This is a genomic window from Agarivorans aestuarii, assembly GCF_019670125.1.
GTDB classification, from domain to species: Bacteria; Pseudomonadota; Gammaproteobacteria; order Enterobacterales; family Celerinatantimonadaceae; genus Agarivorans; species Agarivorans aestuarii.
Genome location: NZ_AP023033.1, coordinates 2,442,703 through 2,468,004, shown reverse-complemented (window position 1 = coordinate 2,468,004; position 25,302 = coordinate 2,442,703). Strand labels below are relative to the sequence as shown.

The window sequence follows — 25,302 nt, the reverse complement described above, 5'->3', positions numbered from 1 at the left end:
CAATGCTTCGCTAAGAAATATTTGCCAAGGTGGCGGAGAGAGTATTATGAAAATGCGAGTTTTATTATCTGGTCTATTAAGCAGTTTACTGCTTTGCGGAGTAGTAGTCGCAAATGACTACGTAAGTAATGGTGGTGTAGCTTCACTGAGGGGCGACACCGAGCTAAATACCCAAAGCTCAGCAGCTGGCTTAAAGTCAGTGGTTGAACAAGACAAACCCTATGATGCCGATTATGTGTTTCAACCACCGTTGATCCCACACCAGATTCGTCATTACGAGATGAGCCTTAACGCTAATAAGTGTTTATCTTGTCATAGCTGGAAAAATGCCCGAGAAAGTGGGGCAACTAAAATTAGTGTAACTCACTATGAAGCGCGCGACGGGCAAGTATTGGCGGATGTGTCTCCTCGCCGTTACTTCTGTTTGCAATGCCACGTGCCTCAAAATGAAGCGGCCCCGTTGATTGAAAACGAATACGAACGCGTAGAGTCTTTACGCTAAGCATTAGTTTAACCAGAGGCTAAATTATGAAGTTATTGAAGGCATTTTGGCGCAAACTCAGTACTCCCAGCAAAGCTGCTGTGGGTGTTGTGCTAGCGCTTGGTTTTACAGGCGGTATTCTATTCTGGGGTGCGTTTAACACTGGTATGGAAGCAACTAATACCGAAGCGTTCTGTTCTGGTTGTCACGCGCCAATCGTAGCTGAGATACAAGAAACTATTCACTATTCAAACCGTTCAGGTGTGCGTGCTATTTGTTCGGATTGCCACGTTCCACATAACTGGACTGACAAAATTGTACGTAAGGTTCAGGCAAGTAAAGAGCTGGTAGCCTTTGCTATGGGTACGATTAACACTCAAGAGAAATTTGAAGAGCGCCGGAAGTATTTAGCAGAGCGCGAATGGCATCGTATGAGCCAAAATGATTCTCAAGAGTGTAGAAATTGTCACGAGTTTGAATTTATGGATTTCTCAGAGCAGCGTCCTCGCAGTGTTGCGCAACACTCAGATGCGTTAGCTAGCGGGGAAAAGACCTGTGTTGATTGTCACAAAGGCATTGCTCACCGGTTACCGGATATGAGTGGTGTTGAAGGCTGGTAGTAAAATAAGGAAAACACATGAGTACTTTGGAATCAGTTTTTTGGCATGTTTTGGGCTATGCAGCCATGCCAACCATTTTTGTAATGGGATTCATTGGTGTAGCAGTGGTTTCTTTAGCGGTTTTGTCCAAATGGGATAAAGACCAATAAGTTAGCACGATAAATCTTTTCATCTAAACGCTTAGTAGGCATTATTAGCCTACTAAGTCGTTCAAGCTTGTAATCAAATGCATTCAAATTCCCTAGTAAAGTTAACAGGAGTTGTTCTCGCTGGCGGCAAATCTCAGAGAATGGGAAGCGATAAAGCAGCGCTACAGTGGCAGGGGAGTAGTTTACTTAAATCTAGGCTTAGTTTGCTTGAAGAGACATTAAATAACGAATGTTATGTGAGCGGCAACTATCCTGAGTTTCGTCATATCAAAGATTCTAGTGAATCGAAAGGACCACTGTCCGGCATACTTTCATGCCTTCAAACCCTTAACCAACAGTTTTGCCTGTTTATCCCTGTTGATATGCCCTTACTCAATATGCAAGTTCTTGATGTGATTATAAATCAACACCAAACTGAACCTGGTAATTACTATTTCTCAAATAGTGTTTTCCCTATAATTGTTGAAGCTAATGCCAAGAATTTGTCCTGTTTAGATGATGTTTTGTCTTTGCCAGTGGCAAAGCAAAGGTCAATAAAAGCTTTTTTAAACCTTATTCAAGCCACTGAAATTGAAATACCAAAACAATTAGCATCTGCAATGGTAAATACCAATACTCCCGAGCAGTGGCAACATATACAAGATAAAGTTGGAGAATCATAATGAGCCATCTGGCCAACGATACGCAAACCTTCTTAAACATCGCGGTATTAACCGTTTCCGATACACGCGATGAAGATACTGATACTTCAGGGCGTTATTTGGCTGAAGCACTAACAGAAGCCGGTCACAAACTTGCTGATAAACAAATTGTTATTGACGATGTTTATCAAATTAGAGCCATATTAAGTAACTGGATTGCTGACCCGTCAATAGACTGTGTTATTTCTACCGGAGGCACCGGTTTTACCGCACGAGATAATACTCCAGAAGCAGTAAGTGTATTGTTTGATAAAGACATTGAAGGTTTTGGAGAATTGTTCCGCCATATTTCTTATACCGAGATTGGAACGTCTACGGTGCAAAGTCGGGCATTAGGCGGGTTTGCCAATAAAACAGTGATCTTTTGTGTTCCTGGCTCAACCAACGCCTGTAAAACTGCATGGCAGAAAATTTTGCTGGAGCAACTAAATAGCACCCACAAACCCTGTAATTTTGTGCCTCATATAGGTCAAAAATGATGAGTGACTTTACGCATATTAATGCTTCTGGTGAAGCAATTATGGTGGACGTCTCAGAAAAGACCGAGACTAGTCGTGTCGCTAAGGCGCAGGCTTTGGTGCAAGTTAATCAGCAAACCGTAGAAAGTTTGGTAAATGGTGAACAACATAAAGGCGATGTATTTGCTTGTGCGCGCATAGCTGGGATTCAAGCAGCTAAGAAAACCTCTGAGTTGATCCCTTTATGCCACCCTTTAATGTTAAGTAAGGTAACTATTGAGCTTAGCTTAGATGAAACTTCAGGCCTTATTACGGTAATTAGCACCGCCAAGCTTAAAGGCCAAACGGGCGTAGAGATGGAAGCGCTAACGGCGGCTAGCGTAGCTGCGCTAACCATTTATGATATGTGTAAAGCGATTCAAAAAGACATCATTATTAAAGATGTAAAGTTACTAGAAAAGCATGGCGGAAAATCGGGTTCGTTTAGTGCCGAATAATCAGGATGTTTAGATGATAATTAAAGTACTATTTTTCGCTCGTTTAAAAGAGCAGTTAGGCGAAAATACTATGAGTGTAGAGCTGCCTGCAGACAGTGATACTAATGTGCTTAAGCAGCTGTTGCTTGCCAAAGGTGAGCAATGGAAAGTACTAAATGATGAAGCAATTTTAATGGCACTTAATCAACAACACCTTAGCCAAACTGCAATGTTGAGTGATGGCGACGAAGTTGCTTTTTTCCCACCAGTTACAGGTGGTTAGATGATTAGAGTACAACAAGAAGACTTTGATGTTGGAGAGGAGTACCAACAGTTGCGCAATCGTGCAAGCGCTGGCGCTATTGTCTTTTTTGTGGGTTTAGTGAGAGACATGAATTTAAACCAACAGGTTAAAGGTCTGTCGCTTGAACACTATCCTGGAATGACCGAAACGCAGCTTAAAGAAATTATCGAAAAAGCAAAAAGTCGCTGGCCGATACAAGATGCGAGCATTGTGCATAGAGTTGGTGACCTTGATGTTAGCGATCAGATAGTGTTTGTTGGGGTAAATAGCGCTCACAGAGAAGCTTCCTTTGAAGCCTGCCATTTCATAATGGATTACCTAAAAACCAAAGCTACTTTTTGGAAAAAAGAACGTACCTTAGAAGGTGACGTATGGCTTGACGCACGTGAATCCGATCTTAAAGCGAAGAATAAATGGTAGCTCGCTTAGTTTGCTTACTTGCTGTATTTGCTAGCTGTTTAACCTTTTCCAAGCCTGTAACCATAGCCGTTGCCGCCAACTTTAAGAGCACACTCGAGCTATTGGCTGAAGATTATAAACGCCTAAACTCTCAATTTAACTACCGAATTGCCAGTGCTTCTACCGGGATCTTATATAACCAGATCACTCATGGAGCGCCTTTTGATTTGTTTTTTTCCGCTGATGACATTAGACCCAAGCAGCTTTTGGATGCAGGGGTAGCTAAGCAAGAAATGGCTTATGCAGTAGGGCAGTTGGTATTTTGGGCTCCCAATTATGTAGACACGAAAGGCCAAAAAGTTACAGATCGTGCGCTATGGGAAAACTGGGACATAATGTATGCCTATGCAAACCCCAAACTTGCTCCCTATGGTTTCGCAGCTCAGCAATTAGCAGAACAAAAAGATAGTGTTGCTAAAGTAGTGGTGGCTAATAATGTCTCGCAAGTCTTTCAGTTTGTTAGCACTGGCAACATAGCTGCTGGTTTTGTGGCTCGCTCCATTCAAACCAATTTTGAAGGCTCTTATTGGTTAGTGCCGCAAGGTCTGCACGATGGCGTGGTTCAACACGTTGCTTTATTGAGTGACCAAGTCCAAGCTATTGAATTCTATAAGTACTTGTTAAGTATTAGTGCGCAAACTATTATCACTGAAAATGGATATTTGTTACCTCAAACATGACTGATGCTGAATACCAAGCAATATTACTTTCTATAAAATTGGCAAGTTTAAGTTGCTTAATTTTGTTGGCGCTGGGTACGCCATTAGCGTGGTGGTTAGCCCGCAGCCACTCAAAAATTAAACATATTGTAGAAGCGGTTGTTGCATTACCTATAGTGCTTCCACCCACCGTTTTAGGCTTTTATTTATTGATTGGTTTTGCACCTAACAGCTTTTTAGGTCAGTGGTGGCTAGCCATTACTGGCAGCCAACTGGCTTTTAGTTTTTCGGGTTTGGTGTTTGCTTCTTGTTTGTATTCTTTACCTTTTGTCATTCAACCTATCCAAAGTGCTTTTAAACAAATTGAGCCTGGCATTTTGGATGCTGCGAAAGTGCTAAGAATGCCAAGATGGAAACAACTTCTGTTTATTGAACTGCCATTAGCAAAAAGTGGCTTTATCGTTGCTATGGTGCTTGGTTTCGCCCACACCTTAGGAGAGTTTGGTGTGGTGTTAATGATCGGCGGTAATATTCCGGGTGAAACCCAAGTGATTGCAATAGCGTTGTTTGATCATGTCGAAAGCCTAAACTTTGCCGCAGCACACCGTTTAGCTCTGGTTTTGTTGGGTTTCTCTTTTGTTGCTTTATTGCTTACTTATGGCGTTTCTGGAGCTAAAAGGCGAGTAGGGGGTGTGGGTGTTAAGTTTTAATCTACATTACCAAAGAGAAGACTTTATATTAAACGTAAAGCCACTCACTTTACCCTTGCTAACCGGCGTATTCGGACCTTCTGGGATAGGTAAAACTAGCTTGCTTCGGCTACTAGCCGGGTTAGAAACGCCCTTATCTGGAAGCATTCAATTTCAGCAACAAGTTTGGTTTGATGATAAAACGCACTTAGCTTCTTTTCAGCGGCCTTTAGCCTTTGTCATTCAAGGCAGTCACCTGTTTCCTCATCTTAGCGTGGCGCAAAACATTAAGTTGTCACAACGCTTAGATGATCAAGAACTAGCATCATTAATAGAAAGTTTTGGCATTAAGGAGCTACTAAACAAAAACGCTCAAGATCTTTCAGGTGGTCAAGCTCAGCGAGTGGCTTTAGTTAGAGCCTTGGCTACCGAGCCAAAGGTATTGTTACTTGATGAGGCCTTTTCGGCCTTAGACCGCCAAGCGGCGACTCACTTGCTAAAAGTGCTTAAAAAATGGCTGAACGAACACGCAATTTACACTTTGCTGATTTCACATAACCCAGAAGATTTAGTATTTTTTAGCGACAAAGTGCTACTTATAGAAGACAGTCAGCAGGCTGAGCTAGGTAATAGCCTCGAGCTAATCAACCAGTACAACGGCAAGTCTAAACAAGCGATGGTGTTGAGCGTTGAACTAAGTGACCGTCAAGCCGACAAGGGCTGGCGCTGGTTTGAATTTGGTGAGCAATATTTGTTGGCAGAAAGCCCAGAAGCCTTAGATGAGGGCGTACATCTAGTGAGTATTTCTCCCAGTAACATTGTTTTGTCTAAACATTTTGTAGAGCACTGCAGCGCTCAAAACCAGTGGAAGGCTGAGGTGTTATCGGTAAATCATTTAGCGGGAACATGTTATGTTGCGGTGAGCTTAGAAGGAGAAGTTGTTAAGGTGCCAATCTCACCACAAGCTCAGCAAGCTTTGGCATTAAAAACCGGCGAAAGCGTATTTTTAATGCACAAAGCCGTGAAATTACATAACCAATTTTAACTATAGAATGGGATCTGCAAACATTTCAATTGTGACCATTTCACCTGCGCTTACCCGACCTCTGTCTTGTTCAAGCACTACAAAACAGTTTGCCTGAGTTAGGCTTGTAAATATCGCACTACCTTGCGCGCCCGTTGAGCTTACTTGAAGTTGACCACTTTGGTTTATGCTAGCTAGGCCGCGTTGGTAATCTGTTCTACCTGGCGATTTCTTGAAGTCCTGTAGTGATATGGCTTGCACCTGTAGTGGCTCGTCATAAGCCCATCCACAGGCTTTGCTGATGACTAGCATTGCCAATTTGTAGAATGTGACATAAGCAGAAACGGGATTACCGGGCAAGCCAATAAAGTAGGAGTTAGGTAGCTGACCAAAAGCAAAAGGCTTTCCTGGCTTAATGGCTAACTTCCAAAAGTTGATATTACCAATTTCGTCTAAGACAAGTTTAGTGTAATCCGCTTCACCCACTGATACTCCACCACTGCATATCACTATGTCGGCCATTTTATCTGCCTTAACGAAAGCGTCGGTAACCAGTTGCTTGTCGTCTGCTATAACGCCTAAGTCAATAATCTCCACGGGTAACTTAGCTAGAAGGGCGCGTATGGCAAAACGGTTGCTGTCGTAGATTTGCCCGTGCTTTAAAGGTTTGCCTGGTTGGATTAATTCGTCGCCGCTGGAAAACAGCGCCACCTTCAATAAACTTTGCACTGCTATCGTGTTAATACCAAGTGTGGCGAGTAAACCAATGTGGCTAGAGTTAAGTCTGGTGTTGGCAGGGATAACAACTTGACCTTGTTTAACATCTTCACCTTTTAAGCGAACGTTCTTGCCTTTATTAATTGGCTTCTTAAAAGTAATTTGTTGTTCTTTATCTTCACTAGCCTCTGTATTTTCTTGCATTTCTACCGCATCACAACCTGGAGGCAAGGGAGCGCCAGTCATAATTCTCACACAGTGACCGGCTTCTAAAGCTATTTGCTGGGTATCCCCGGCAAATACTTTATGGCTAAGCGGAAGGGTATTGTTATTTGGCATTTGCTCTGCACAAATGGCGTAGCCGTCCATCGCACTATTATCAAAAGGAGGGATATTAATGGGCGATACAACATCTTCGGCTAACACTCTATTAAGAGCTTCATTTAAACTCACAGTCTGTATTTTGGTTTTTAGCTCTGTGCTATCGCGTAATAAAGATTTAGCTTGCTCGATAGGCATTAAGCCAGGTTGACTACAGCAGTCCATGGTTTCCCTATAGTGTATTGAGTTTAATATTACCTTTGATTATCGCATTTATGTGTTTGATTATCAGTGATTACCCGCAATTTTTGCTGGTAGCGAAAGTTCCTTAATAAAGCTTAAGTATTGTATGGATTTGTCAGCAAGTTAAGGCCAACCTAGTGATTAACTTTGTTTGTTTGGTGCGTTAGTGTTTTTTATGCTGTAAGCAATACCTTGTGGGGTGAAAATAAGGCGCTTGTTTCTGTGAACAATGCTTTTAACTTATAGTTATTGTGTGTAACATGTTATTCACAACTGGTTATCGGTCACAGTTTTAGTACTTATCAAGGGAGTTGATATGTCAAGCGAAGCGACACCTAATTTGGTGGTTCGTTCTATATCTAGTATTGAGCTTTATCAGTTCTGTGAATTACTAATGGAAGCGGCAAGTTGGTTCGAATCAAGAGGCGAACCGCTTTGGAAATTTCATCAAATTACCCCACATTCCTTACTTGCAAATCATCGCTTAGATGAAATGTACATGGGATATATCGCGGGTAAACCCGTAGCAGCTATGATTCTAAATAATCGCAGTGGGGCGATAGAAGTCGAACCTGAAGTAAGACGTGAAAGCTTATTCATGCACAAACTCACGGTTAATAGAGACTTTGCAGGCAAAGGTTTAGCCAAGTTAATGGTAGATTGGGCAAGGTGTTACGCCCTTAATCAAGGCTTTACCTTGCTTAGCCTAATTTGTAATTGTAGAGATGAGCGTTTACGTTGGACGCTTAGTCAGTTTGGTTTCAACGAAGTTGAACAACTTAATGCCCAATATCAACTGCAACGTTATTTTTGCTTGGATCTTGACCGTTGCAGTGTGCCTCTTGAAAACGTACCTGTAGAAAATCTTGGTTTCGAATTTACCGGCCTTAATGAAGTTAAACCGGTGATGGGATGAACCATCGTGTTTCGTTTAAAAGCCTTAGCCAAAGGTAAAGTGCAGAGTGTTGGTTATCGATACCATACCCAAGTTAAAGCACTACGCTTAGATCTTGTGGGTTATGCGAAGAACTTGAGCTCTGGTGATGTAGAAGTACTAGCAGAAGGTGAAGAAGCACAATTACTTGAACTGCTTTCATTCCTTCATCATGCATCACCTTATGCAGTAGTAAAAGAAGTTGAAACACTCGAAATGTTAGCCATAGAGCAATACAGTTTTTCAGGTTTTAACGCTTACTAACAATTAAAAAAGGCGCCTATTGGCGCCTTTCTGTTTTACATTACTCGCATTCCAGGCTGCGCACCATCTCCTGGGCTCAAAATCCAAAGATCTTTTCCACCTGGTCCAGCAGCAAGCACCATTCCTTGAGATTCACCAAAGCGCATCTTACGCGGTGCTAGATTCGCCACCATAACGGTAAGTTTGCCTTCTAAGTCTTCAGGCGCATAAGCTGACTTAATACCCGCAAATACTTGGCGAGTTTCAGTACCAATATCTAATTCGAGGCGTAGCAGTTTCTCTGCCTTTTCTACATGCGAGGCTTTTACGATTTTAGCAATGCGTAAGTCGATTTTAGCGAATTCATCAAAACTGATTGTGTCGGCTATGGGCTCAATGTCACTTTTGGTTTTTTCTGCAGGCTTTTTATCACCTTTTTTAGCAGCAGTAGTCGCCACCAAGTTATCTTTAGATGCATCAACCATTGCTTCAACATGCTTCATATCAATGCGTTGCATTAATGCTTTGAAGCTTTGGATTTCATGACTAACTAGGGTGTTATTTATGTCGGCCCACTTAAGTTCAATATTTAAGAATTGCTCAACTTTTTCAGCGAGTTTTGGTAATACAGGCTTTAAGTAAGTAATAAGTACACGGAACAAGTGAATACCCATAGAGCACACTTGGTGAGCACGTTCTAATGTATCTTCACTTTTAGCCAACTGCCAAGGGGCTTCTTCAGCAATGTACTGGTTAGCTTTATCGGCTAAGGCCATAATCTCGCGCATGGCTTTGCCAAACTCACGACCTTCGTACAGAGCAGCAATGCTAGCTTCGGCAGCGACAAACTCATCTAGCAAGGCTTGGTTGCTTACTACAGGAGATAAGGTTGCATTAAAGCGTTTACTAATAAACCCAGCTGTACGGCTAGCAATGTTAATCACTTTACCTACTAAGTCTGAGTTAACCCGTTGTGCAAAATCTTCTAAGTTTAAATCTAGGTCATCAATTCTATTATTTAGCTTAGCGGCGTAATAGTAACGCAAGTACTCAGGGTCTAAGTGATCAAGATAGGTTCGCGCCTTAATAAATGTGCCGCGAGACTTAGACATTTTGGCGCCGTTTACCGTTACATAGCCATGAGCATAAACGCTAGTAGGCTTGCGGAAACCTGCACCTTCTAACATGGCTGGCCAAAACAAACTGTGGAAGTAAATAATGTCTTTACCGATAAAGTGATAAACCTCAGCGTCTGAGTCTTTATTCCAGTATTCGTCAAAGTTTAAGTCGCCGCGTTTGTCACATAGGTTCTTAAAGCTGCCCATGTAACCAATTGGGGCATCTAGCCAAACATAAAAATATTTGTCTTCGGTTCCTGGGATCTTAAACCCGAAGTAGGGCGCGTCGCGGCTAATGTCCCATTGTTGTAAACCTTGTTCAAACCACTCGTTTAGCTTGTTAGACATTTCTTCTTGCAGCGAACCTGAAATTGTCCAGTCTTTCAGCATCTTTTGAAAGGCCGGCAAATCGAAGAAGTAGTGCTCTGAGTCTTTAAGTATTGGCTCGGCCCCAGAAATCACTGATTTAGGTGATAGCAAATCTGTTGGGCTGTAGGTAGCGCCACAGTTATCACAGTTATCACCGTTTTGATCTTCACTATGACATTTAGGGCAAGTACCTTTTACAAATCGGTCTGGCAAAAACATGTTTTTCTCAGGGTCGAATAGCTGAGAGATGGTACGTGTTTTAATGTGACCAGCTTGATTAAGCTTATTGTATATCTCTTCAGATAAAGCTTGGTTTTCTGGGCTATGCGTAGAGTGGTAGTTATCAAACTCGATGTGGAATTCATTAAAGTCTGCACTGTGTTCAACGTGTACCTGGTTAATCATTTCCTCAGGTGTAATTCCCATTTGCTGAGCTTTTAGCATAATAGGTGTACCGTGCGCATCATCGGCACATACGTAAGTACAAGTATTGCCGCGTAGTTTTTGGAAACGAACCCAAATGTCTGTTTGTATGTATTCGAGTAAGTGGCCTAAGTGAATAGGGCCATTGGCATAAGGTAAGGCGCTGGTAACCAGAATTTTACGTTGTTCGTTTGTCATGTGATCTACTGTAAGCTCAGTCAATTAACGGGTAATTCAAGGCTGCCAATATTACCTTATGCGGCAGGTGATGCCTAGTATCCTAATGCCTACCGGGATAACTTATAGTTATTTAAGTTGAAATATTTATCTGCACCCCATTCGCGTAATGACTAATAGTTATATTGCACCTATAATTGCGCCAAAAGAACTAGGTTATTTCTATGCAAAATCAAGATCATAATATCGTAGTAATTGGGATCTCTGGAGCGTCTGCTTCAGGTAAAAGTTTGTTCTCTCAAACCATCGTTAACGATATTCGCACCGAGCTAGGTGATAGCTGCATCGTAGTAATTAATGAAGACAGCTATTACAAAGACCAAAGCCACATTACGCCAGAGCAACGCAAACAAACTAACTATGACCATCCCAAGGCTATGGATCATGATTTGTTAGTTGAGCACTTAAAACAACTAAAGGGTGGAGAGCCCATCGAGCAGCCTCAATACAGTTACAAAGTAAATAACCGTATGGCTGAAACAAGAACAGTGAAACCAACAAAAATCATTGTACTAGAGGGCATTTTACTTTTTACCGATCCAGCTATTCGAGAACAGTTGGACATCAGTATTTTTGTGGATACACCCTTAGATATTTGTTTAGCGCGAAGAATTCAGCGTGATGTAAAAGAGCGTGGCAGAACTTTAGATTCGGTATTGTCTCAATATCACAATACCGTTCGCCCTATGTTCCTTCAGTTTGTTGAGCCTTCTAAGCAATATGCCGATGTGATCATTCCACGCGGTGGGAAAAACCGCATTGCTATCGATATTATTAATGCCAAGATTCGCGACTTATTGGCTTCAAACTAAGTTTTTGATAAAAATCTAACGAACTAGATAAACCGATAATAATGTAAATACTGAATTACTTTTTAGAATTTAAGCACATACTTATTCAACAGCTTTGTAAATAGGGAAGATTATGAAAAAGTTGCTCTATGTTGTAGCGGCCCTGGTTGTACTACTGGTTATTGGTGTTGTTGTCGCTGTATCAACGGTGAACACCGATGATATTAAAAAGCTTTTGGTCGAAAAAACCAAGGAGACAACCGGCAGAGAATTAGTTATTGAAGGCGATCTAGGCTGGCGTTTTTTTCCTAGTATTGGTTTTGAGTTAGGGAGCTTAAGGCTTCGCGACAACCCTGAATTTGGTGACGGTGATACCATTAGTATTGCCGGTGCCGAAATGTCAGTAGCCTTAATGCCTTTGTTTAGCAAAAGTATCGAAGTAGGGGATATCTCTGTTCGGGGTTTAACCTTACGCCATCAAACCAAAGCTGATGGAAGTACTAGCCTTGATGATTTAACTCAAACTAATGAAAGCCAATCTGCGCCAAGTGAGCCTGCAAGTGACGAAGAGTCTTCTAGTTCTGCGCCAGCTGGCTGGAATGTTAGTTTGGCAGGCATAGAAATCGTTGACGCCAATGTTGAACTGATTGATTTAGCCTTAAATAAAACCCAAAAGTTAGGCCCTGTTAACTTTAGATTAGATGGCCTAGAGCTTGGTAAAGATAACGGTTTTAGTCTCTCGCTAAAATTTGATGATGGTGAAATCTTAGTGGAACAACAAGCAAGCGGTTTGATATTCATCGCTGAAGACTTTAGCAAGATTGCCTTAACGGATGTTAGCAATGGCTTGAACTTGCAAGGTAGTGCAATACCTAATGGCGCAATGGATGTTCAAGCTGAGTTAGCTTTGTCTTACACGATGCATAGTAAAACCGCTGAGCTTTCTAAACTAGCGATAGACATCGACGGTAAAACGCAAATTGTAGGTAGTAGTAGTGTTGTGCTTAGCGACATACCAAGCATTAAGTTTGACTTTAATATTCCGTTATTAGATACCGCTAATTTTGTTGGTGAATCAACAGCGAGTGCTGAGTCTAATGATGAGGGAAATACATCAACAACTGCACCTATTGAAGAACAAGAGCCTGATTTAACGGTGCTAAAAACCTTAAACCTAGATGGCACGCTAAGCATCGACAAATTACAACACCAAAAACTTCACATCGAAGATATTAAGCAGCAAGTGCAAATTAAAGATGGCATTTTGCGTTTAAAAGAACTGAGTGCAAATCTTTATGGTGGACGTCTAGAAAGCAATGCAGTGATTAATGGGCAAAAGCCGGTAGCAAGTTATTCGACTAGCGCTAAGCTGCTTGGTGTTCAAGCTCGACCATTGCTAAGTGATGCTGCTGATTTTGATTTTGTTGCTGGCGGTTTAAACGTAGATCTCAAGCTAAAAGGCAATGGATTAACACCTACTGCTATTAAGAAGAAAATATCAGGCCCTATAAATGCCACGTTTACTGATGGAGCTATTTATGGAGTTAATATTCCACAAATGATTCGCTCAGCCAAAGCGGCTATTAAAGGCGGTGACAAGTCTCAAGCACAGCAGGAACAAAAAACTGACTTCAGTGAATTAGTGATTAATTCAAGCTTGGGTAACTCTTTAGCTAAGGTGAATAAAATGCAAATGTCTTCGCCATTGTTACGCATTGATGGCAAAGGGCAAACCCATTTAATTAAAGAAAGTCTAAATTTTGAGTTCATCACAAAGGTGGTGGCAAGTTTAGAGGGGCAAGGCTCTAAAAACGACTTGGCTGGCTTAGATATCCCAATTAACGTGAAAGGCAGTTGGGCTGAACCTAAAGTTAATTTAGATATGAAAAAACTGTTTGAAGGCCAGGCTAAGGAAGCAGTTAACAAAGAGCTCAAGAAAGCCTTAGGTGATAACGAAGACAGCAAAAAGATACTCGACAGCCTAGGCGGCTTCTTTAACTAGATGGTAAAAGGCACTTTAGGTGCCTTTTTTATAAGGGATATATGTGAATAAACTTATCGGTGTTAAATCGGTGTTGGTGATATGCATGGGGAATATTTGTCGCTCTACCACAGCAGAGGCCGTGCTACGAACCAAGCTAAAACAACACAAACTCAAAGTGAAAGTCGACTCAGCAGGAACTACGGATTATCACCGAGGGGACAAACCAGATCCTCGTGCAGTAAGAATTGCCGAGGAGAAAGGCTATAGCTTTAAGGGCATTCGCTCACGAAAAGTGGTGGAAAAAGACTTTGCGAAGTTTGACTTGATCTTAGCATCCGATAAGAAAAACCTAAGTTACTTACAAAAACACTGCCCTGAACAATATCTTCACAAAATAGCCTTGATTCTGCCTTTTGGTGGAGTGGAGTTAGAGGAAGTGCCCGATCCTTACTACGGTAGCGTGCAAGGTTTTAAACAGGTATTAGCAATGATAGAGCAAGCCAGTGATGGCATTGTTGAGCGGATAAAGACCTAGTTAATTTTTGATTAAAAAGAGCATTAAAAAAGGCCAGCATGTTGCTGGCCTTTTTAGTTACTTATCTGTCAAAGGTCTATTCGTTTGGTTTACTCATAGGACTTTGCGCTGAAGTACTTGAGCTACTTGACTGAACGCGGCGAGAACCAACAGTAATTGGTTTACGTACATAAGGCTTCTTAACTACTTCTTCAGTCTGTTCTGGCTTAGCTGCTGGCACTACAGCTGCAGGTTTTGCCATTACTGCAGAAGCGTTACCTTTACCTTCTACTTTGCTAGGCTTTAATTTGCCTCGATTGCTACGTTTTGGCTTAACTTCAGCTTTAATTGCATCCGCTTTTGCTTCAACTGCAGGCGCTTCGGCTTTTGCTTCAACTGCAGGCGCTTCGGCTTTTGCTTCAACTGCAGGTGCTTCAGCTTTTGCTTCAACTGCAGGCGCTTCAGCTTTTGCTTCAACCGCAGGTGCTTCAGCTTTTGCTTCAACCGCAGGTGCTTCAGCTTTTGCTTCAACTACAGGTGCTTCAGCTTTTGCTTCAACTACAGGTGCTTCAGCTTTTGCTTCAACTACAGGTGCTTCAGCTTTTGCTTCAACTACAGGTGCTTCAGCTTTTGCTTCAACTACAGGTGCTTCAGCTTTTGCTTCAACCACAGGCGCTTCAGCTTTTGCTTCGACTACAGGAGCTTCGGCTTTCGCGTCAACAGCAGGTGCTTCGGCTTTAGCTTCTACAACTGGCGCACTACTGGCTTCGTTTTCTGGGTAACGTGTATCAACAGCTGATTCTTGTGCACTAGTCTCTGCTTTTGGTAAGTCATTAAAACGTTTACGACCAGCACTGCTTGAAGAGCGACGACGGCGCTTAGGCTTCGGCACTTCAGCATTGTCGTTAGTTTGCGCTGCAGGAGCTTCAGCTTTAGGTGAAGTTTGCTCTGCTTTCTTAGCCACTGGCTTTTCCACAATTGCTTGATCAGCTTTTTGCTCACTAGCTTCATTGTTTGGCTTTTCTGCCTTTACGCGAACTTTTTTACGCAAGTTACGACGCTCACGGCGTTCTTTAACCTGTCTTTCTTTTTGCTCTTTCTGCTCTTTTGGCGCTTGTTGCTTAGTAGGTTTAGCTTCTTGCGGAGTTTCGCTTTCGGCCTTGTCTCTAGCAGGTTTATTGCGTTGATCTTTACGACGGCGGTTACTGTTTGAACCTTCGTTTCGCTCGCTACGCTCTTTGCGCTCAGGACGTTCTTGATTTTTGTTATTACGCTTATCACCACGTTGATTGTTGCGACGATTATTGCGTGTATCTCGTTGGGTATTTTTGCTACGAGTTTGTTTCTTTGGAGCAGGCTTCTCTTCGCTTGCAAACATGGCACTAAAGAATGCGATGATGCGGGTTAACAACGAAGGCTCTGCAGCTTTATTAGCTGGTTTGCTAGTTTTGGCAGGAGCACTTGGTGCCGCTGGTGAACTAAAACCTTGCAGCACTGGCTGTTCGGCCTCAATTTTCTCTTTAGCTACTTGGTTTGGTTGATAAACAGGAGATGGGTTTTCAGCGGTAAGCTGATAACTAGTCTCTTGAGTTTCTTCACCAGAACGAACTCGCGTTACGTCGTAGTGAGGCGTTTCCATATGTTGATTAGGAATAATCACTAATCGAACGTTATGGCGTTTTTCAAGCTTGTTAATGGCAACGCGTTTTTCGTTAAGCAAGTAAGCCGCTACAGGCACTGGTACTTGAGCATGTACTTCTGAAGTATTCTCTTTCAGCGCTTCTTCTTCGAACAAACGAAGAATAGATAATGCTAAAGACTCGTTGTCTCGAATTGTTCCTTGGCCGTTACAGCGAGGACAAATGTGGGTGCTTGATTCACCTAGTGATGGACGTAGACGTTGGCGTGACATTTCTAATAAACCGAAGCGTGAAATACGACCAACTTGAACACGAGCTCGGTCTTGGCGTACTGCTTCACGGAAGCGATTTTCTACTTCACGTTGGTTTTTAACCGGCGTCATATCGATGAAGTCGATAACGACTAGACCGCCTAAGTCACGCAAGCGCAGTTGGCGAGCAATTTCGTCTGATGCTTCCAAGTTGGTTTGCAGTGCTGTTTCTTCAATATCTCCGCCCTTAGTTGCACGAGCAGAGTTAATATCAATTGAGGTTAAGGCTTCAGTTGGATCAATGACAATCGAGCCGCCTGATGGAAGGCGCACTTCGCGTTGGAAAGCTGATTCGATTTGCGATTCAATCTGGTAATGATTGAACATTGGTACTTCGCCTTCGTAACGTTTTACACGGCTTACGAAATCTGGGCGAACCAATTCGATGTGCTTTTTAGCTTGCTCAAAGATGGTTTTATTATCGATGAGAATTTCGCCAACATCACGACGTAAGTAATCACGGATTGCGCGAACAATTACATTGCTTTCTTGGTGAATAAGGAAAGGAGCTGACTTAGACTCTGAAGCATCTGTAATAGCGCCCCAGTGATTAAGCAGTACTTTTAGATCCCATTGAAGCTCTTCAGCAGACTTACCAACGCCAGCAGTACGAACGATAAGTCCCATGCCATTTGGTAATTCAAGACCATTCATTGCTTCTTTAAGCTGAGTGCGTTCGTCACCTTCGATACGGCGAGAAATACCACCTGCACGAGGGTTATTTGGCATTAATACCAAGTAGCTTCCAGCTAAGCTGATAAAAGTAGTTAAAGCTGCGCCTTTGTTGCCACGTTCTTCTTTATCGATTTGAACGATGACTTCTTGGCCTTCTTTAACTACTTCCTTGATGCTTGGGCGTCCTTGATAGACGTAGCCTTCTGGGAAGTATTCGCGAGCAATTTCCTTCATTGGAAGGAAACCATGGCGCTCTGCGCCGTAGTCAACAAATGCAGCTTCTAAACTTGGCTCTACGCGGGTAATTTTGCCTTTGTAAATATTCGCTTTTTTCTGTTCGTGACCAGGACTTTCTATGTCTAGATCGTATAGCCGTTGGCCATCGACCAATGCAACGCGCATCTCTTCTAGCTGCATTGCATTAATTAACATTCTTTTCATTTATGTTGCCTTGGGGTTTGTTTGATTAAAACAACCTCATGGACAGCAATTAACCTGCCTTAAATGGCCAGACCCTGTGTTTAATGTAAGAGCGTATAGGTAACCTCCCGGTTAGCTTCTCTAGTCCTTAGGGCGCATTTTGGCGCTTTTATAAATATGAGTCCCGCAAGCTTAGCTTGCCGAACTTTACAATCTATTCTATATAGCTTTGATTTAAGGCAAATAATTGTGATTGCCTATCAGGTTGCTATGAAAATTCTTAGTTTCGACAGCGTCATTATTTACAAAATAATGCGCTTCGAATACGGTGCCAAATAAGGAAAACCTTTAAAAACGGGCACTTTAAGCCTTACAAATATAGCAAAGCTATATTTTTCCATCAAATTATTTATGAGCATGTTACAATTTTTGCTATGAATACCGAAAATAAAGCAGTTCAGATGGTCACGGTTAGTGACGACGAGGCTGGACAAAGAATAGATAACTTCCTATTAAAACGGCTAAAAGGGGTACCTAAAAGTCGTATTTATCGCATTTTGCGCAAAGGGGAGGTTCGGGTTAACAAAAAACGCGTTAAACCCGAATATAAGATAGTGGCAGAAGATATTGTCAGAATTCCGCCTATCCGTGTTTCTGAGGAAACAGGCCTACCATCTAACAAGCTCAATCAGGTTGTTCAGCTTGAACAACAAATTGTTTATGAAGATGACAGTTTACTGGTACTTAATAAGCCTTCTGGAATGGCTGTACATGGTGGCAGTGGTTTAAGCTTCGGGGTTATCGAAGCTTTACGCTCATTGCGCCAAGATTGTCGCTATTTAGAGCTGGTTCATCGAATAGACCGTGATACTTCTGGTTTACTAGTCATTGCCAAAAAACGTAGCGCCCTTCGCGAGATGCACCGCCAGTTAAGAGAGAAGGTTGTTCAAAAAGACTATCTCACCTTAGTGCATGGTCAGTGGCCAAAGTCAGTAAGAACAGTAGATGCTCCATTACGTAAAAACGCAGTGGCATCGGGTGAGCGAATTGTTATTGTTGATCAAGCGGAAGGAAAGCCTTCGCTTACTCGCTATCGTATTGAACGCAGGTTTACCGATATGACTCTCATGAAAGCAAGCCCGGTGACTGGCAGAACGCATCAAATACGAGTGCACAGCTTATATGAAGGGCATAGCATTGCCGGAGACGATAAGTATACTGATAAGGCTTTGCTCGCCGCGACAGAGGCTAAAGGGCTAAATCGTTTGTTTTTGCACGCCTGGCAAATTCGCTTTGAGCACCCAGCTACCCAAAAAGAAATGCATTTAACCGCGGCCTTAGAGCCAAGCCTAAAGCGCTTTTGTGATCAGCTTGATCCTTTGTAGTGGGATTTAAGGATAAAGGAGCTTATCTCCTTTATCCTTTCACTAAGCTAGTAATCTAAAACCTTGGCTTTCTAATAAACTACAAAGCTTGATTAAAGGAAGGCCAATTAACGTATTCGGGTCGTCTCCTCTTAAATGCTTGAATAACACGATTCCAGCTCCTTCACTTTTAAAGCTTCCGGCACAGTTATAGGGTTGCTCTACGTTTAAGTAATGCTCTATGAGGCTGTCGGAGAGTTCTCTAAAGCCTACTTCAAAGGTATCCGCTAGGCTTTGCATTTGCTGAGCATCGCTATTATAGAGTGCTAAGCCAGTATAAAAAGTGATAACTTGGCCACTGGCTGCTTTTAATTGTTCGACCGCCTTTTGATGGTTGCCAGGTTTACCTACTATTTCACCATTAATGCAGCAAACTTGATCAGAGCCTATAATCAGATGCTTGGGAAAGAGTGTTTGCCCAGCAAGTGCTTTTTGCTCAGCTAAACGTAAAACTAATTGCTCAGGTGTTTCGCCATGCTTCGGCGATTCATCGATATCAGGATTGAAGCAATCAAATGTAGGGCAAACTTTTTGTAAGAGTTGTTTTCTGTAAGCAGAGCTTGAGGCAAGAATTAATCGATTATCCATCGTTTTTTAACCAAAATTAACAGTCTGCTGATTTTAAACGCAATCTTTAGCGATAGCGATGCTTTAAAGGCAGGAAAAAAGCACAAATTGTTTTGACTATCACTGAGTGTAACTATATTATGCGCGCCTTATGCAAAAAGTGAAATTACCAGTAGAGATTGACCCGTTTAAGACGGCTAAGCGAAAGTTAGATTATGAGGGCTTCCTCGAAATCAAACGATTGCCTCGTTTTAGCGATGCAACCTTGAAAGTGAATAGTGATGTAGACGTCTGGTTGCGCTTTGGAACTGATCCGCAAGGTTTGGTTGTCGTTCAAGGCAAAGCGTTAGCTGAGGTTGAGTTAGAGTGCCAACGTTGTAGTGAAACTTTTAGTTACGCTATTGACGTTGAGTTTACTTACTCGCCAGTCTGCGATGAATCGCAAGTGGAAGAGTTACCAGAAGATTACGAACCACTACAATTAAATGAAGACAACTACTTTTTAGTGGCTGAATTGATTGAAGACGAGTTGTTATTAGCGTTGCCAATCATTCCTAAACATCCGATAGAGGATTGCAAGGTACAGCAAAACGAACAAGTATTTGGTGAAATTGACGTTGTAGAGGAAGAATCTAAACCAAATCCGTTTGCAGTGTTACAAAGTTTAAAAAAGAAAGACTAGGAGACTGGGTCAATGGCTGTTCAGAAAAGTAAAGTTACACGTTCAAGACGTGGCATGCGTCGTTCACACGATGCGATCGAAAACAATGTTGCATTAACAACTGACGCTACTTCAGGTGAGCTTCACCGTCGTCACCATGTTACTGCTGACGGTTACTACCGCGGTAACAAGGTAATCAACAAGTAAATTTTTGCATTTTGCAAAAACTTACTATTGCAGTTGATGCAATGGGGGGCGATGTTGGCCCCCATGTTACAGTGCCTGCCGTTGCGCAGGCACTTAACTATTACCCTCATTTGCATGTTACCTTAATAGGCGACAAGCACTTTATTAACTCCCTGTTAATAGAGCAGCAAATATCTCAGCACCCTCGCTTAGAGTTTGTTCATTCCAGCCAAGTTGTTTCCGCTAACGATAAACCTATTACTGCATTGCGTTCTAGACGCCAATCTTCAATGCGCTTAGCCCTTGATTTAGTTCATCAACAGCAAGCTGATGCCTGCGTTAGCGCTGGTAATACAGGTGCGTTAATGGCAATGGCCAAAGTAGTCCTTAAATTGTTACCTGGTATAGAGCGACCAGCCTTAGTGACTCATCTACCAGAAGAGAACGGCCAAGGCAGCCTGTTATTAGATTTAGGCGCTAACTCAAGTTGTGATTCAGAAGTATTAATGCAATTTGCCGTAATGGGAGCATCATTAGCGGAAAGTGTTTGGGGCCTCCCTAAACCACGAGTCGCTTTGTTAAATATTGGTGAAGAGCAAATTAAGGGCAATGACGTTGTAAAACAAACCGCGCAACTTCTTGAAAACTCAAGCGCGATTAATTACATTGGCTTTGTTGAGGGGAATCAAATATTTAGTGGTAAAGCAGACGTAATCGTTTGTGATGGTTTTGTGGGCAATATTGCGCTTAAAACAGCTGAAGGTGTTTCCCAACTAATACTGGCTAAATTAAAGAAACAATTTGATGTAAACTGGTTTGCGAGGTTTATACTCAAGTTGTTTTTACCGAGCTTAAAATCTCAATTAAAACAGCTGAACCCCGACCAGTATAATGGAGCGAGTCTGTTAGGATTGCGCGGCATTGTAATTAAGAGTCATGGGCATGCCGATGAAAAGGCATTTTTGCAAGCTATTCACCAAGCCGTCGCCGAAATACAACAGCAAGTTCCAAGCCGTATAACCGACAAACTTGAATCTTTATTAATTGATAAGCATTAAGTCTTTTATGTACTCAAAAATATTATCTACAGGTAGTTATCTGCCAACGAATGTAAGAACTAACTCAGATCTTGAGCAAATGGTAGAAACCAGTGATCAATGGATTACTGACCGCACCGGTATTAAAGAACGCCGAATTGCTGGTAATAATGAGTCAGTTGCCGATATGGGCGCATTCGCAGCAGAATTAGCCATTGAAAGAGCCGATATAGATAAGAAAGACATCGGACTTATTATTCTTGCCACTACCTCAAGCGAGAACGCATTTCCCGCAGCAGCTTGTGAAGTTCAAGCAAAGCTAGAGCTACCAGGTGTACCCGCTTTTGATATTGCTGCTGCATGTGCAGGATTTACTTATGCCTTAAGTGTTGCCGACCAGTACATAAAAAGTGGTTTGGTGAAAAAAGCACTAGTTATTGGTGCCGACAAGTTGTCGCACATGTGTAATCCCGACGACCGTTCTACCATTATTTTATTTGGAGATGGTGCCGGAGCAGTGTTACTTGGCGCAAGTGAAGAGCCAGGGCTATTGTCTACGCATATTCATGCAGATGGCCGTTACGGCGATTTGCTAAAACTTCCACATCCGCAACGTGGTATGTCCGGCACCGAAATGGAGTCGTACATGACAATGAGTGGCAACGAAGTCTTCAAAGTCGCGGTAACTCGCTTAAGCGAGATTGTGACAGAAACGCTTGCTGCCAACGGCATAGAAAAAGCCGAATTAGATTGGTTGGTGCCACATCAGGCCAATTTCAGAATTATTAAAGCTACCGCCAAAAAACTTGCTATGCCATTAGATAAAGTGGTGCTTACTTTAGATAGACATGGCAATACATCAGCGGCCTCCGTACCCATTGCTTTAGATGAAGCAGTAACCGACGGGCGTATTCAACGAGGCCAGCTAGTATTACTAGAAGCCTTTGGTGGTGGTTTTGCGTGGGGCAGTGCCCTAGTTAGATTTTAATTATTAGGATAGATGATGAGTAAATTAGCATTTGTATTTCCAGGACAAGGCTCACAAAGCGTTGGCATGTTAGCCGAGCTTATTAGTGAGTATCCGGTAGTTGCTGATACCTTTAAACAAGCATCAGACGTGCTTGGTTATGATTTAGCAGGATTAATCGCCAATGGCCCTGCAGAAGATTTAAACGACACCAGTCGTACTCAACCAGCTTTGCTAACCGCTTCTGTCGCCTTATGGCGTTTATGGAACGAGCTAGGTGGCACTAAACCGGCGGTTTTAGCTGGCCATAGCTTAGGTGAGTATTCTGCGCTAGCTTGTGCCGGTGTACTAGACTTTACTGACGCCCTTAAACTAGTTGAATATCGAGGCCAGTTGATGCAAAAAGCTGTACCTGCTGGCGTTGGTGCCATGTCTGCCATCATTGGTTTAGGCAATCAAGAGATTATTGACGCCTGTGAGAAAGCCGCTGAGGACCAAGTGGTCACTGCGGTTAACTTCAATTCTCCTGGCCAAGTGGTTATTGCTGGGCATAAAGAAGCGGTAGATCGTGCCAATGTATTATGTAAGGAAGCTGGCGCTAAGCGAGCATTACCGCTACCTGTAAGCGTGCCATCGCATTGTGCACTAATGCAACCCGCTGCAGATGAGTTAGCTGGATATATTGAAGGGATTTCATTCTCTGAGCCAAAATTTGACGTGATTAATAACGTAGATGTGGCGATAGAGCGAGACGCAAAAGCAATAAAGCTAGCGCTGATCAAACAACTATACAGCCCAGTTCGCTGGACCGAAACTGTAGAAGCAATGGCTGCGCGTGGAATTGAAACTGTTTACGAGTGTGGCCCAGGAAAAGTCCTTAGTGGTTTGGTTAAACGGATCCACAAGCCATTAGTTGCTGCAGCAATTAATGATGTAACTTCTATAAAAACTGCTTTAGATAATAAGTAACGAGGAATATTCAATGTCTCTACAAGGTAAAGTTGCCTTAGTAACTGGCGCAAGCCGTGGTATTGGTCGAGCAACCGCTGAAACGCTGGTTGCTCGTGGCGCAACAGTTATAGGAACTGCTACTTCAGAGAAAGGTGCCGAAGCAATTGCTGCCTACCTAGGCGAGAATGGCACTGGTTTAGCCTTAGACGTAACATCAAGCGACTCTATTGCCCAACTATTTGCTGATATCAAAGCAAAATATGGCGATATCGATATTCTAGTGAACAATGCTGGTATTACCCGCGACAACTTATTAATGCGTATGAAAGATGATGAGTGGGAAGATATTATTTCTACCAACTTAACTTCTATTTTCCGTCTAAGTAAGGCGGTGTTACGTGCAATGATGAAAAAACGCAATGGCCGTATCATTAGCATTGGTTCAGTTGTTGGCACCATGGGTAACGCTGGCCAAGCTAACTATTCAGCAGCTAAAGCCGGTGTATTGGGTTTCACTCGCTCGTTAGCGCGCGAAGTGGCTTCTCGTGGGATCACAGTAAATGCAATTGCTCCAGGTTTTATTGAAACAGATATGACCAGAGCACTTGACGAGAATCAACGTGGTGCTATCTTGTCGCAGGTGCCTATGGCGCGTTTAGGTGATGCTGAAGAAATCGCCAAAACGGTTGCTTTTTTAGCAAGCGACGATGCTGCCTATATTACTGGTGAAACTATTCACGTTAATGGCGGGATGTACATGGTTTAAGCAGTGGCTTAAAAAATGTGCAAAAAATTGATAGATCGCAAGTTTTTTATAAAAATAACTACGAAAAACGTGGTTAGACCACTACGGTTAGACTTGCAAAGTAATTCGGTTTGAATACACTATCGCAACAACGCAGAAGCGTATTTACTAAGGAAAAATATTGTCATGAGTGCAATTGAAGAACGTGTTAAAAAAATCATCATCGAGCAACTAGGTGTAAGCGAAGACGAAGTTAAAAACGAAGCTTCATTCGTTGACGATTTAGGCGCTGACTCTTTGGATACTGTTGAATTGGTTATGGCTTTAGAAGAAGAATTCGATACTGAAATTCCTGATGAAGAAGCTGAAAAGATCACAACTGTTCAAGCTGCAATTGATTACGTTCTAAATAATCAAGATTAATAAAAAAGTGGGCGGCATCAGTCGCCCATTTTGCATCCCCCTAAGATAAGTAAATCCCCCCTTGGAGGCATTTCAGTGACTAAGCGTAGAGTCGTTGTTACTGGTATTGGTGCACTATCACCAGTAGGTAATACCGCTGAATTAACTTGGCAAGCCCTTAAAGCTGGCCAAAGTGGCATTGGCCCTATCGAACATTTTGATACAGAATCTTTCCCAACTCGCTTTGCTGGTTTAGTTAAAGACTTCAACGTTGAAGAGTTCATGAGTAAAAAAGACGCGCGCAAAATGGATGCGTTTATTCAATACGGAGTTGCAGCAGGCCTAATGGCGTTCGATGATGCAGGTATTGAAGTTACCGAGGAAAATGCAGACAGCATTGGGGTATCAATTGGATCTGGCATTGGTGGCCTTGGTTTAATTGAGCAAAATCATGAAAATTACTTAAAAAATGGACCTCGTAAGATCAGTCCGTTTTTTGTTCCTTCAACCATTATCAATATGGTTGCAGGTCACCTTTCAATTATGAAAGGTCTAAAAGGCCCTAATATCGCAGTGACAACCGCTTGTACTACCGGTGCTCACGCGATTGGTCTTGCTGCGCGTATGATTGCCTATGGCGATGCTAGTGTAATGCTAGCTGGCGGTGCAGAAAAAGCTTCTACTCATCTTGGTATGGGTGGCTTTGGCGCAGCAAAAGCCTTGTCTACTCGTAACGATGACCCAACAAAAGCTAGCCGACCTTGGGATCAAGACCGTGATGGTTTTGTATTAGGCGATGGCGCAGGTGTTGTTGTTCTAGAAGAATACGAAGCGGCTAAAGCACGTGGTGCAAAAATTTACGCCGAACTAGTTGGGTTTGGTATGAGTGGTGATGCTTACCACATGACATCGCCTCCAGCAGACGGTGATGGCGCTGCTCGCTCTATGGCTGCTGCAATTAAAGATGCAGGCATCGAGGCTTCAGAAATTGATTATATCAATGCTCACGGTACTTCAACACCAGCCGGTGATGTAGCCGAGACTCAAGCTGTTAAGTCAGTATTTGGCGAGCATGCTAAAGAAGTATTGGTAAGCTCTACTAAATCGATGACTGGTCACTTATTGGGGGCTGCTGGCGCGGTTGAAGCCATTGTGTCTATCTTGGCTATTCGCGACCAAATTGCTCCTCCAACCATTAACTTGGAAAACCCAAGTGAAGGTTGTGACTTGGATTATGTCGTAGGTAAAGCACGCGAAACCAAAATCGAATACGCTCTGTCTAATTCTTTTGGTTTTGGTGGCACTAATGGTTCATTGGTATTCAAGAAAATTGATGCCTAATCAACTTACAGCGCTATAGCAAATGAAAGCCTGATGTTATCATCGGGCTTTTTTATATCTA

At 42.5% G+C, this 25,302-nt stretch carries 29 protein-coding genes; 25 read left to right on the top strand and 4 right to left on the bottom strand.

Features of this window, described 5'->3' with window-relative positions:
* Nucleotides 1-52: 52 nt before the first annotated feature.
* The 11 genes from K5609_RS11575 to K5609_RS11525 all read left to right on the top strand — a co-directional run bounded on the left by K5609_RS11575 (nucleotide 53) and on the right by K5609_RS11525 (nucleotide 6,041).
* On the top strand, nucleotides 53-502 hold the full coding sequence (locus tag K5609_RS11575) for a nitrate reductase cytochrome c-type subunit (RefSeq protein ID WP_221077252.1): 450 nt from the start codon (nucleotides 53-55) through the stop codon (nucleotides 500-502).
* A gap of 26 nt (nucleotides 503-528) precedes the next feature.
* Complete coding sequence (locus K5609_RS11570) at nucleotides 529-1,101, top strand: NapC/NirT family cytochrome c (protein ID WP_016401814.1); 573 nt, start codon at nucleotides 529-531, stop codon at nucleotides 1,099-1,101.
* A 17-nt stretch (nucleotides 1,102-1,118) separates the two neighbouring features.
* Nucleotides 1,119-1,250, top strand: coding sequence for a TIGR02808 family protein (locus K5609_RS11565; protein ID WP_016401813.1), 132 nt, complete (start codon nucleotides 1,119-1,121; stop codon nucleotides 1,248-1,250).
* Nucleotides 1,251-1,327: 77 nt separating this feature from the next.
* Entirely contained in the window at nucleotides 1,328-1,912 is a 585-nt protein-coding gene (gene mobA / locus K5609_RS11560) for a molybdenum cofactor guanylyltransferase (RefSeq protein WP_221073788.1), read from the top strand.
* Nucleotides 1,912-2,430, top strand: a complete 519-nt coding sequence (gene moaB, locus K5609_RS11555) for a molybdenum cofactor biosynthesis protein B (protein WP_221073787.1) — start codon at nucleotides 1,912-1,914, stop codon at nucleotides 2,428-2,430. Before mobA ends, moaB begins: the two co-directional genes overlap by 1 nt.
* The gene (gene moaC, locus K5609_RS11550) at nucleotides 2,427-2,906 is read left to right on the top strand and encodes a cyclic pyranopterin monophosphate synthase MoaC (protein WP_221073786.1); all 480 of its coding nucleotides are present in this window, start codon (nucleotides 2,427-2,429) and stop codon (nucleotides 2,904-2,906) included. Before moaB ends, moaC begins: the two co-directional genes overlap by 4 nt.
* 13 nt (nucleotides 2,907-2,919) lie before the next feature.
* Nucleotides 2,920-3,168 carry a molybdopterin converting factor subunit 1 gene (moaD, locus tag K5609_RS11545; protein ID WP_246611840.1) on the top strand — a complete coding sequence of 83 codons (249 nt, stop codon included), beginning with the start codon at nucleotides 2,920-2,922 and terminating at the stop codon, nucleotides 3,166-3,168.
* A complete protein-coding gene (moaE, locus tag K5609_RS11540) occupies nucleotides 3,169-3,609 on the top strand; it encodes a molybdopterin synthase catalytic subunit MoaE (protein ID WP_221073785.1) in 441 nt (146 codons plus the stop codon).
* Nucleotides 3,603-4,328 (top strand): molybdate ABC transporter substrate-binding protein, encoded by a 726-nt coding sequence (gene modA, locus K5609_RS11535; protein ID WP_221073784.1) that lies wholly within the window; start codon nucleotides 3,603-3,605, stop codon nucleotides 4,326-4,328. The genes moaE and modA overlap by 7 nt, the downstream gene beginning before the upstream one ends.
* A complete protein-coding gene (gene modB, locus K5609_RS11530) occupies nucleotides 4,325-5,017 on the top strand; it encodes a molybdate ABC transporter permease subunit (RefSeq protein WP_221073783.1) in 693 nt (230 codons plus the stop codon). Before modA ends, modB begins: the two co-directional genes overlap by 4 nt.
* Entirely contained in the window at nucleotides 5,004-6,041 is a 1,038-nt protein-coding gene (locus K5609_RS11525) for an ATP-binding cassette domain-containing protein (RefSeq protein ID WP_221073782.1), read from the top strand. Before modB ends, K5609_RS11525 begins: the two co-directional genes overlap by 14 nt.
* Here K5609_RS11525 and moeA read toward each other — a convergent pair whose 3' ends face one another.
* The gene (moeA, locus tag K5609_RS11520; RefSeq protein ID WP_221073781.1) at nucleotides 6,042-7,283 is read right to left on the bottom strand and encodes a molybdopterin molybdotransferase MoeA; all 1,242 of its coding nucleotides are present in this window, start codon (nucleotides 7,281-7,283) and stop codon (nucleotides 6,042-6,044) included.
* 334 nt (nucleotides 7,284-7,617) lie between these two features.
* On the opposite strand from moeA, the gene K5609_RS11515 reads away from it, so the two are divergent.
* Nucleotides 7,618-8,217 carry a GNAT family N-acetyltransferase gene (locus K5609_RS11515; protein WP_221073780.1) on the top strand — a complete coding sequence of 200 codons (600 nt, stop codon included), beginning with the start codon at nucleotides 7,618-7,620 and terminating at the stop codon, nucleotides 8,215-8,217.
* Between the two features lie 6 nt (nucleotides 8,218-8,223).
* Complete coding sequence (locus K5609_RS11510) at nucleotides 8,224-8,499, top strand: acylphosphatase (protein WP_221073779.1); 276 nt, start codon at nucleotides 8,224-8,226, stop codon at nucleotides 8,497-8,499.
* A gap of 35 nt (nucleotides 8,500-8,534) precedes the next feature.
* Here K5609_RS11510 and metG read toward each other — a convergent pair whose 3' ends face one another.
* Entirely contained in the window at nucleotides 8,535-10,586 is a 2,052-nt protein-coding gene (metG, locus tag K5609_RS11505) for a methionine--tRNA ligase (RefSeq protein ID WP_221073778.1), read from the bottom strand.
* Between the two features lie 203 nt (nucleotides 10,587-10,789).
* On the opposite strand from metG, the gene udk reads away from it, so the two are divergent.
* From udk to K5609_RS11490, 3 genes are all read left to right on the top strand, one after another.
* A complete protein-coding gene (udk, locus tag K5609_RS11500; RefSeq protein WP_163133682.1) occupies nucleotides 10,790-11,437 on the top strand; it encodes a uridine kinase in 648 nt (215 codons plus the stop codon).
* Nucleotides 11,438-11,549: 112 nt separating this feature from the next.
* A complete protein-coding gene (locus tag K5609_RS11495; protein WP_221073777.1) occupies nucleotides 11,550-13,418 on the top strand; it encodes an AsmA family protein in 1,869 nt (622 codons plus the stop codon).
* Between the two features lie 43 nt (nucleotides 13,419-13,461).
* Entirely contained in the window at nucleotides 13,462-13,935 is a 474-nt protein-coding gene (locus K5609_RS11490; RefSeq protein ID WP_246611839.1) for a low molecular weight protein-tyrosine-phosphatase, read from the top strand.
* A 76-nt stretch (nucleotides 13,936-14,011) separates the two neighbouring features.
* Here K5609_RS11490 and rne read toward each other — a convergent pair whose 3' ends face one another.
* Nucleotides 14,012-16,981, bottom strand: coding sequence for a ribonuclease E (gene rne, locus K5609_RS11485; protein ID WP_221073776.1), 2,970 nt, complete (start codon nucleotides 16,979-16,981; stop codon nucleotides 14,012-14,014).
* Nucleotides 16,982-17,394: 413 nt separating this feature from the next.
* On the opposite strand from rne, the gene rluC reads away from it, so the two are divergent.
* A complete protein-coding gene (gene rluC, locus K5609_RS11480) occupies nucleotides 17,395-18,345 on the top strand; it encodes a 23S rRNA pseudouridine(955/2504/2580) synthase RluC (RefSeq protein WP_221073775.1) in 951 nt (316 codons plus the stop codon).
* A gap of 42 nt (nucleotides 18,346-18,387) precedes the next feature.
* Here rluC and K5609_RS11475 read toward each other — a convergent pair whose 3' ends face one another.
* Entirely contained in the window at nucleotides 18,388-18,972 is a 585-nt protein-coding gene (locus K5609_RS11475) for a Maf family protein (protein WP_221073774.1), read from the bottom strand.
* Between the two features lie 130 nt (nucleotides 18,973-19,102).
* Here K5609_RS11475 and yceD point away from each other — a divergent pair, with 130 nt between their 5' ends.
* The 8 genes from yceD (at nucleotide 19,103) to fabF (ending at nucleotide 25,241) form a co-directional block, all read left to right on the top strand.
* Nucleotides 19,103-19,633 carry a 23S rRNA accumulation protein YceD gene (yceD, locus tag K5609_RS11470; protein WP_163134352.1) on the top strand — a complete coding sequence of 177 codons (531 nt, stop codon included), beginning with the start codon at nucleotides 19,103-19,105 and terminating at the stop codon, nucleotides 19,631-19,633.
* Nucleotides 19,634-19,645: 12 nt separating this feature from the next.
* The gene (gene rpmF, locus K5609_RS11465) at nucleotides 19,646-19,819 is read left to right on the top strand and encodes a 50S ribosomal protein L32 (protein WP_016403344.1); all 174 of its coding nucleotides are present in this window, start codon (nucleotides 19,646-19,648) and stop codon (nucleotides 19,817-19,819) included.
* An 11-nt stretch (nucleotides 19,820-19,830) separates the two neighbouring features.
* The gene (plsX, locus tag K5609_RS11460; protein ID WP_221073773.1) at nucleotides 19,831-20,856 is read left to right on the top strand and encodes a phosphate acyltransferase PlsX; all 1,026 of its coding nucleotides are present in this window, start codon (nucleotides 19,831-19,833) and stop codon (nucleotides 20,854-20,856) included.
* Nucleotides 20,857-20,863: 7 nt separating this feature from the next.
* Entirely contained in the window at nucleotides 20,864-21,823 is a 960-nt protein-coding gene (locus tag K5609_RS11455) for a beta-ketoacyl-ACP synthase III (RefSeq protein ID WP_221073772.1), read from the top strand.
* A gap of 15 nt (nucleotides 21,824-21,838) precedes the next feature.
* On the top strand, nucleotides 21,839-22,771 hold the full coding sequence (gene fabD / locus K5609_RS11450; protein WP_221077249.1) for an ACP S-malonyltransferase: 933 nt from the start codon (nucleotides 21,839-21,841) through the stop codon (nucleotides 22,769-22,771).
* A gap of 13 nt (nucleotides 22,772-22,784) precedes the next feature.
* Nucleotides 22,785-23,519 carry a 3-oxoacyl-ACP reductase FabG gene (gene fabG / locus K5609_RS11445; protein WP_163134356.1) on the top strand — a complete coding sequence of 245 codons (735 nt, stop codon included), beginning with the start codon at nucleotides 22,785-22,787 and terminating at the stop codon, nucleotides 23,517-23,519.
* 165 nt (nucleotides 23,520-23,684) lie between these two features.
* Entirely contained in the window at nucleotides 23,685-23,921 is a 237-nt protein-coding gene (gene acpP / locus K5609_RS11440) for an acyl carrier protein (protein ID WP_016403339.1), read from the top strand.
* 75 nt (nucleotides 23,922-23,996) lie between these two features.
* Nucleotides 23,997-25,241, top strand: coding sequence for a beta-ketoacyl-ACP synthase II (gene fabF, locus K5609_RS11435; RefSeq protein WP_221073771.1), 1,245 nt, complete (start codon nucleotides 23,997-23,999; stop codon nucleotides 25,239-25,241).
* The last annotated feature ends 61 nt before the right edge of the window (nucleotides 25,242-25,302 follow it).